Source organism: Blautia sp. AF19-13LB, from assembly GCF_003479105.1.
Taxonomy (GTDB): domain Bacteria; phylum Bacillota; class Clostridia; order Lachnospirales; family Lachnospiraceae; genus Fusicatenibacter; species Fusicatenibacter saccharivorans.
The window spans coordinates 1-7,950 of record NZ_QUGO01000039.1; the positions used below are offsets into that span (position 1 = coordinate 1).

Sequence of the window (7,950 nt, forward strand, 5' to 3'; positions counted from 1 at the left end):
GTCTATATTTAGGACACCATACTACATGGTATTTGCACGAATAGACGACATTGTTGTTTGATTTATATGTTGTATTCATGTTTGTATTATACTATATTTTTCCATTTAATACAACCGCTATTTTGTCCATCTCAATTACTTGCGTAAATTCGATGGACGCGTCTTATATCCCCATAGCTAAAGCAAGAGGTTTTACGACGCATTGGATAAACCACATCCATACTCCAACTACTATAAGCAATATACCCGATATTCTTCCTGCAAATTTCGACTTTTTATATCCTAGAAAATTTATTGTTTCGGGAGTTGTAAATGGCAATAAAACAACATCCATACCCATTACTATAATTCCAATTCCTATTATGAAGACATTATTGTTAGAAATAATGCCATAAAACATAACTAAGAAACCCAAAATAATGCCTAATATAAAATACTTGATTTTATGGCTGTCCTTATCCACCATCTTTTCATAACAATTTTCACATTTACTGTTACAAAATTCAAAATTGCCATTTAGTTTTTTACCACAATATTTGCATTTTTTCATACTGTTTCCTCGGTAATCCTCAAAAATTCATTCAACAGCTCACGATTTTCTCAATTCTCCAAACTTGAATTTATATAATTATTCCTCTAACTTTCCCCATTTTACAGGCTTTCCCGCCTGTCCATTAGTGAAATGATATGTAGTTTCCCTTATTTTTGCCCTTATGAGATAATCACAAGGGAAATAAGGGAAATTTTTTAGTCATTGCCCACCACTTTATCAAGAAGCCGAACTGATTTTCGTTTCGCATCTCTTGTGGAGTGAGCATAGACGTTCATTGTGGTACTGACATCTGAGTGTCCCAACAATTCCTGCACATCTTTTGGGGCAGCTCCATTTGCTAAAAGGTTGCTTGTATAGGTGTGACGTAACTGGTGGAAATGAAAGCCTTCAAATCCCTCTAATGTTTTTGCCACCTTTCTGCAAACAGTCCCCAAAGTAGTTGGAAGTTCCAAACAACCATCCGGTCTTAAACAGACGAAAGAAATTTCTTTATAATCTGTCGGGACTTCCTCTGTTCTGTCTAAACAATAATATTCGTAGTACACTCTGTTTTTCTCTTTGACCTCTTTGTAGTAGTTCGTGTGATAAAGTTCTCCGTACTGCATTCGATTTTTTAACTGCTCTTTCCGGGCATTACGGAAAATCTCTACCAGTGTATCTCCAAAATCAACAACCCTTACTTTTTTCCGCTTGGTTGGTCCGATGATATATTTGCGCTTTGAGCCATCATATCGGATGCTGCGTCTTATGGTAAGGCATTGTTCTTCCAGATTTACGTCCTGCCATGCCAAACCGCAGGCTTCTCCAATACGAAGCCCGGCATAATAGGCTATCTGGATTGGAAGTATTGCGGCTGGGTTCTTTTTTTGCAGATAAGCAAGCAATCTTTCATAATCTTCTCGTGAAATTGGTTGGACATTTCCGTCCATATCCTCATCGGAAAACAAATCCACTTCATCCGTCTGATACCGCAGTTTAATATACTGCATGGGATTGAACGTAATATACTGCTTTGGAAATACTGCAAAACGGAAGGACTGCTGCATGACTGCGGAAAAAGAATGGATATAATCTTTGCTGTAACCCTTTCTCTCTTTTCCGTCGGGATGAACTCCCCCGAAGGAAAGCAAATCGAAGAAGGATTGCAAATGTTCAGAGGTTACATTTTTCAGTTTCCGTTCTGCCAATGGGTGTTTCTTGATATTTCGGATTGTTCCGAGGTAATTCTCCACCGTACCATTGCTGAGCGTACCTGTTTTTAATTCCTCCTCTGCCCACACATCCAAAAGCTGTCCGACTGTGAGATTTTCCGCTTTGGCAACAAATTTCTTTTTCTCATAATCATCCATTGCCTGACGGAGCAGCTTTTCAGTTTCACTTTTGCTTTCTGTTCCAACGCATTCTTTCTGAACAAGATTGCCGCTTGCGTCCTCTACATAGAAGCGGTAGTACCATTTCTTTCCTTTTTTTCTTACAGATCCTTTTGCCATAATCGTATGTCTCCTTTCGATATTAGACAATCGGAACTGATGAAATGCTTCGTGCGTGTAAGTATATCATAACTCCGGTTGTCTTACTATACCGATTCGGAATCTTCGTATAAGACTTCTGATAAAAGATTTGCAAGCCTTTGTTCTGCTGTTTTTGGTTTCTTGGAATAGAGCCTTACAACGTCTGCCATCTCATTAAAAGCATTGATGGTGTGAGTGATTTCCCTTAAGAACATAATCTCATTATATTCATCATTCGATTCAAACCCTATTGTTTTGGCAATATCCGTCTGACCAGCATTCCCCTTGAAGTTTTTGCAGGCGAACTGGAAGGAATCCAAAAACAGACCATATTGTTTTAACATCAGCAGTAATAAATCTTTTGAAAAAGCATCTTCTTCTTTGGTAAGGGCAAGCGGTAACTGTTCCAGAATATCTCCCATCGCATCACGAATCTGTAACTCTCTCTTATCCGTAATGTCGGTTTCATATTCATCTGTTTCCCCTTTGAGCCATTCCACAGATACATGGAGTGCTTCCGAAAGACCTTCCAGCACCATTTTTTTCGTATTGTCAATCGAACCATTCTCATAACGCAGGATTGTAGAAGCGGTAACACCCATCTTTTCTGCGACATAAGGCTGTGTCAGATTCAATTCCAGACGGCGCTGTTTTACTCTGCTGCCTATCAGCTTGCGTAGTTCTTTATCTTTCATGCTGACTGCCTCCTTTTTCGGTATGTATGAATTATAGCATTGTTTTTCTGTAATTGCAATATGCAACTTAAAAATTATTTTTAATATTTCGTAACGCTTGACAAAAAGATATGAAAAGGATATACTTACATCACAAGAATTGCATAATGCAATTTATAAGGAGGTGATTATATGACGCAAAGAAAAATTGCATTATCCATCGAAGAAGCTGCTGACTATACGGGAATCGGCAGAAACACCTTAAGACAGCTTGTAGAATGGAAGAAACTTCCAGTATTAAAGGTTGGTCGCAAAGTCCTGATTAAAACCGATATTCTGGAAATGTTTATGGAAGCGAATGAAGGTCGTGATTTGAGGGATAGAGGAAATGTAAAAGCCGTAACAAGAACTGCGGCAAATTAAAAAGGCGGCTTCCAAAGAAACCGCCAAAGGTTCTATCAGACCGAAGCCATGATATACCTACACGCAAGAAGATTATACCATGTGCTTCTTCTGATACGCAACCGAGAACTTATGTTTGTAAAAGAAAGGGGAATGTAATCATGGCAAAATCAACAAAAAGTTATGAAGAACGAATGCTTGAAATGGAAAAGAAGGAACAGGAAAGCCTTGAAAAAGCAAAACGATATGCAGCACAGAAGAAAGAACTTCTGAAACGAAAGAAAGCCGAAGAAAGTAAAAAACGAACCCATAGGCTCTGTCAGGTTGGCGGTGCGGTGGAATCCGTTCTCGGTGCGCCTATCGAGGAAGAGGACATCCCAAAGCTGATTGGTTTTCTGAAAAAGCAGGAAGCCAATGGGAAATTTTTTTCAAAGGCAATGCAGAAAGAAACACATACCGATATGGAGGAAGTGTAATGGCGGGGGGGGGGATGAGTTTTTCATTCCCTTCATTGCTTTTTCATGAAGGGCGCACTTATGGACAACCAGAGGTCGTCCCAATAAGTTTGCCACAAGTGGCAACCGGTCTTCGCTCACGCTTGCCGGGCTCGTTCCGTCGGCGGGGCTTTCAGCCAGACCTGCTCATGCCGCAGGAGGCACTCTTCGCCAGAGGGGCGCATTCCATGCAGGCTGCTATGCGCAGGGCACTCTTACGCAGAGGGCGTTCCGGCAATACTGCTTTTTCTAAAACTGAAAGCAATGTTGCCGGAAATCTATGCCGGATGTGCAGAAAGGGGGAATCCAGACATGGCGATTTTTCATTACACAATCAAAATAGTCGGACGAAGTAAAGGGAAATCTGTTATCTCCGCTTCCGCATATCTCAATGGGGATGTGATGAAAAACGAGGAAACCGGGCGAATCAGTTATTACACTTCTAAAAAAGAAGTGGTCTACACCAGTCTGATGATGTGCGAAAACGCACCTCCTGAATGGCAGATAGTACCAGAAGAAAATATAAAACGCTTTCAAAAATCTGTCCGATACAAAAGGTCAGAAGATAAAGAAGCTGCTTTAGAAAAATTTAAAATCACATTTCAGAAACAACGGTTATGGAATGAGGTATTGAAGATTGAAAAAAGTGCAGATGCCCAACTTGGCAGGTCATTTGAATTTGCCCTCCCCAAAGAATGGAGCAGACAGGAACAGATTCAATATACAGCCGACTATATCAAAAAAACATTTGTGGATAAGGGAATGTGTGCTGATTGGAGTATCCACGACAAAGGGGATGGCAATCCTCATGTCCATCTGCTTCTGACAATGCGCCCTTTTAACCCGGATCATTCTTGGGGGAAGAAAGAAGTCAAAGATTGGGATTTTGTCAGAGATAAAAGCGGAAATATCGTGATTGATGAATCCCATCCGAACTGGTGGCAGGATAAGAAAAACCCTGACCGTCATGGAATCCGTATCCCTGTATTAGATGAAAACGGAATTCAGAAGATGGGTGCAAGAAACCGCCTGCAATGGAAACGGGTACTGACCGATGCTACGGGATGGAACAATCCAAAAAACTGTGAACTGTGGCGGAGCGAGTGGGCAAAGGTGTGTAATGAACATCTGCCTTTGCATAATCAGGTCGATCACCGTTCTTACGAAAAGCAGGGAAAACTCCAGATTCCTACCATCCATGAAGGTGCTGACGCAAGAAAGATTGAACAAAAGTTTCTTGCCGGGCAGGAAATAAAAGGTTCGTGGAAAGTAGCGGAAAATCAAATCATAAAACAACAAAACACGTTATTGCAAAAGATACTGGACACCTTTGGGAAAGTATCAGGTGCATTATCATTATGGAAGGAGCGATTAAATGACATTAGAAGAAAGCCGGGAAATTATACCCTTAATGGAGTCCATGATTGGGCAAATCGAAGAACAGCAGACCTTAATGGCAGAAATGCTTCTGGAAATGCAGAACCGGGACACCCAACTCTCTCTTATGCAGGAACAGAATCAGAAATTGCAAAAATTAAACAGCGAGTTATCCGAGCTGCTCAACATTTTGCCAAATACCGAGGAACTACTTTCCAAGATGGAAGAACAGAAAACGAAGATAGAACTTTTGGAAAACGAAAATCAGCAATGGCAGATATTGGCACAGAAGCTGAACAGCGAAAACAGTTTATTACTGAAACAGAACACCGAATTGCTGAACTGGAACAGCAGGTAGAGAAAGGACGTGATATAGATGAACGAATCCAGAGAATTAAAGAACGCCGAACAGTTGGAAGAACTTCTGCTCTTGACCGAGGAGATACAAGAAGAGTTGGAACAGAAAGACCAGCTTATCGTGGAACTGAAGACGCAGCTCAACGAATCTCTGACCTTGAACGAGAAATTAAACAAAGAGAACAGAGCCGGGAATATTCAAGCATTAAAGAACGACTTGAAGCTGGCAGACAGAGCATTGCGGAGCGAGAAAGAGAAGCTGCGAAGCGCAAACGTCACGATAGAGGAATGTCAAGATAAAATACGATGCTTAACACAACAACGGGATTATGCCCGGACACATCAGAAAATCGTAGAGATACCGGTAGAAAAGCCGGTACTCTATAAAAAATGCGAAGCCTGTGACCGGACAGCCTATCAGAATGCAAAAGCAAGATACGAAACACAAAAAGAGCAACTTGCAGGACAATATAAAGCAAAAACGGTAATGTTCCAAACAACCTTGTTCCTTCTTGCATGGTATTCGCTGACAACCACTCTTTTTCAGGCAGTACAGTCAGATGTGTTCCTTTCCGATTGCAAATCATTCTTCCATGATGCAGCATCATTCATACAAACTTTTATCGGTTGGACGATTGATGCCGGGCAATCTGTGGCACAAATCAGCACAAAAATTCCAAATGAGATTATAGCCGGAATCATATATTGGTTATTGATGATATTGGTTGTTGGAATATGTGTGGCAGGGACAGGGATACTGGCAATACTGATAGAAATAAAGGTTATAGAATTATATAAGAAAAACTGTTGGGATGTTATTACCCTACTGATGATACTGACAAGTGCGGCTGTCATCATTTATTTTGGAGAAGTAATTAAAAAAGCATTATCAATAAATCTGTTGTTCTTTTGGTTAATTTTACAAGGAATATATCTTACAATTCGACGCTATATAAGTCAAGATACTGATTGACTAGATACAAAATATTTGATAAAATATAAATAGAAATACAGCAGATCAAAGGAGGTAAAACTTATGAGAGCAAAGAAAGTGATTGTAGGGGTAGCTATTAGTGCAATGTTAATTTCTTCATCATTCCAGTAATGGCATTTTCTGTTACAAACGGGAATAAGACATTTGATAAAAAGTGGGAATTGAGCACTACATCTGATGGCGGAAAAGGTGTTTTGACTTATGGTTATAATACTCTTGCTATTAATGAAGATTATGCACACGCATATCATTCAACTAAAGATCATTACGCATATGTCAAGAATGGAAATGGTTCTTTTTCGGGTTCAAATGTTGGTAAAGGTAATTGGTCTAAAATTGAGGTTGCTCATAAAGGAAATAGTATTACCTACGGTAATAGCTACTAAACAAAGGTTCGGGATAATGGCTGAGTGGTTGGAATTCCAACCACTCTTTTTTGTGGAGTGTATATAAATGAAGAAAAAAATAAAATATATAGGAATTGTTTTGGTTATTTTGTTCTGTTGCTATAATTTATTTTGGTACTTCGGGAGTTATAAACCATATAACGAATTTCAGAAAGACTTCCCTGAAATAGAAGAATCTGGAGTAAAAATTTACACAGATAAAGATGGATTCCAGTATAGTGTGTCTGTCCCTGATTATTTGCTTTGGAATGGAAATCTTGCGATAGCTGAGTCAGATGTTCGATATGCACTAATTATTTGGATAAAACCATTTCACCAAGGAATAAGTCAAGGCGTGCTATTTAATGACTATAAGGATTTGAATACTCAAATTATGTTGTCAAGTAGCAAAAAAGCTGAAGATCAAGAAGATCAATGGATTGTTGATGAAAATAGCACAATATTGACTACGATATTTGAAAAAGCAAATAAAGTATGGAATCTGGGGTTGAAATAAATGAAAGCAATTAAAAACTTATGTTTGTTTTGTTTCCTGATTTTTGGAATACTTATGCAATCTGAAATATTTCAAGATCAGCTTTGGAACTTTTCTACAGCATATTTTACGTCATCACGCTATGAAGTTGCTAGTGAAGATATGTCGCAGTTTCTGAAAGATGTATCAGAAACTGCAACGGAGAATGATGTACATATTTTTTCTCAGTACAATGAAATCAATAATAAATACCTTTCAACACTTCATATTTATGGCGATGATAAAGTAATCAGACAAACATTAAAAAATACTGCAAACATAGAAGAATCAGAATATACCGCTTTAGTTTCCGGAATTACGAAAGTAAAATTTCATAATCTCTCAGAATTGCAAAGTACCTCTGTGGGTTATGAAAACTTTATCTCATACATAGGAAATGAGGACAATATTATCTCTGCATATCAGAAATTATCAGAAAAATATAGCTTAACTTATCCAGAATATTGGAATTCTACGGAAAAGGACATGATTTTTATTATATGGGGTATGATTATTGCATTGATGATTGTTCTAAATGTAATTGAAGTGGTTAGGCGAAAAAAAGAGGTTGTTGTACGAGTTTCCTTAGGAGAAAGTGCTGGTTTCATACAATGTCATTAACTTTAGCAAAGAGCAGAAATCGTAAGCATTTATAAAACTATGATTC

Annotated in this window: 9 protein-coding genes and 2 pseudogenes; 7 read left to right on the top strand and 4 right to left on the bottom strand. The window is 38.7% G+C overall.

Annotated elements, in window-relative coordinates; all coding sequences use genetic code 11:
* The 4 genes and pseudogenes from DWX32_RS18770 to DWX32_RS18785 all read right to left on the bottom strand — a co-directional run.
* A pseudogene (locus tag DWX32_RS18770) lies at positions 1-79 on the bottom strand (IS200/IS605 family transposase); the annotation flags it as partial.
* A gap of 84 nt (positions 80-163) precedes the next feature.
* The gene (locus DWX32_RS18775) at positions 164-550 is read right to left on the bottom strand and encodes a DUF2116 family Zn-ribbon domain-containing protein (RefSeq protein ID WP_117802751.1); all 387 of its coding nucleotides are present in this window, start codon (positions 548-550) and stop codon (positions 164-166) included.
* Between the two features lie 197 nt (positions 551-747).
* On the bottom strand, positions 748-2,043 hold the full coding sequence (locus tag DWX32_RS18780) for a tyrosine-type recombinase/integrase (protein WP_005608354.1): 1,296 nt from the start codon (positions 2,041-2,043) through the stop codon (positions 748-750).
* An 86-nt stretch (positions 2,044-2,129) separates the two neighbouring features.
* Entirely contained in the window at positions 2,130-2,759 is a 630-nt protein-coding gene (locus tag DWX32_RS18785; protein ID WP_005608353.1) for a helix-turn-helix domain-containing protein, read from the bottom strand.
* Positions 2,760-2,930: 171 nt separating this feature from the next.
* Between DWX32_RS18785 and DWX32_RS18790 the strand changes: the two genes are divergently transcribed.
* The 7 genes and pseudogenes from DWX32_RS18790 to DWX32_RS18825 all read left to right on the top strand — a co-directional run bounded on the left by DWX32_RS18790 (position 2,931) and on the right by DWX32_RS18825 (position 7,904).
* Positions 2,931-3,161 (top strand): helix-turn-helix domain-containing protein, encoded by a 231-nt coding sequence (locus DWX32_RS18790; protein WP_004843519.1) that lies wholly within the window; start codon positions 2,931-2,933, stop codon positions 3,159-3,161.
* A gap of 140 nt (positions 3,162-3,301) precedes the next feature.
* Positions 3,302-3,616, top strand: a complete 315-nt coding sequence (locus tag DWX32_RS18795) for a hypothetical protein (RefSeq protein ID WP_005608351.1) — start codon at positions 3,302-3,304, stop codon at positions 3,614-3,616.
* 330 nt (positions 3,617-3,946) lie between these two features.
* Positions 3,947-5,668, top strand: coding sequence for a MobA/MobL family protein (locus DWX32_RS18805; protein ID WP_118582322.1), 1,722 nt, complete (start codon positions 3,947-3,949; stop codon positions 5,666-5,668).
* The gene (locus DWX32_RS18810; RefSeq protein ID WP_005608347.1) at positions 5,607-6,341 is read left to right on the top strand and encodes a DUF6040 family protein; all 735 of its coding nucleotides are present in this window, start codon (positions 5,607-5,609) and stop codon (positions 6,339-6,341) included. Before DWX32_RS18805 ends, DWX32_RS18810 begins: the two co-directional genes overlap by 62 nt.
* Before the next feature lie 63 nt (positions 6,342-6,404).
* Positions 6,405-6,748 (top strand): annotated as a pseudogene (mdcF, locus tag DWX32_RS18815) (broad-spectrum bacteriocin mediterrocin MdcF).
* A 67-nt stretch (positions 6,749-6,815) separates the two neighbouring features.
* Positions 6,816-7,265 carry a hypothetical protein gene (locus DWX32_RS18820; RefSeq protein WP_004843525.1) on the top strand — a complete coding sequence of 150 codons (450 nt, stop codon included), beginning with the start codon at positions 6,816-6,818 and terminating at the stop codon, positions 7,263-7,265.
* Entirely contained in the window at positions 7,266-7,904 is a 639-nt protein-coding gene (locus tag DWX32_RS18825) for a hypothetical protein (protein ID WP_243037638.1), read from the top strand.
* Positions 7,905-7,950 lie beyond the last annotated feature (46 nt).

Excerpts from the sequence above, each read along its gene's own strand:
- DWX32_RS18795 (WP_005608351.1), top strand. The coding sequence starts at position 3,302 with ATGGCAAAATCAACAAAAAGTTATGAAGAACGAATGCTTGAAATGGAA.
- DWX32_RS18780 (WP_005608354.1), bottom strand. The coding sequence starts at position 2,043 with ATGGCAAAAGGATCTGTAAGAAAAAAAGGAAAGAAATGGTACTACCGC.
- DWX32_RS18825 (WP_243037638.1), top strand. The coding sequence starts at position 7,266 with ATGAAAGCAATTAAAAACTTATGTTTGTTTTGTTTCCTGATTTTTGGA.
- DWX32_RS18805 (WP_118582322.1), top strand. The coding sequence starts at position 3,947 with ATGGCGATTTTTCATTACACAATCAAAATAGTCGGACGAAGTAAAGGG.
- DWX32_RS18790 (WP_004843519.1), top strand. The coding sequence starts at position 2,931 with ATGACGCAAAGAAAAATTGCATTATCCATCGAAGAAGCTGCTGACTAT.
- DWX32_RS18775 (WP_117802751.1), bottom strand. The coding sequence starts at position 550 with ATGAAAAAATGCAAATATTGTGGTAAAAAACTAAATGGCAATTTTGAA.
- DWX32_RS18820 (WP_004843525.1), top strand. The coding sequence starts at position 6,816 with ATGAAGAAAAAAATAAAATATATAGGAATTGTTTTGGTTATTTTGTTC.
- DWX32_RS18785 (WP_005608353.1), bottom strand. The coding sequence starts at position 2,759 with ATGAAAGATAAAGAACTACGCAAGCTGATAGGCAGCAGAGTAAAACAG.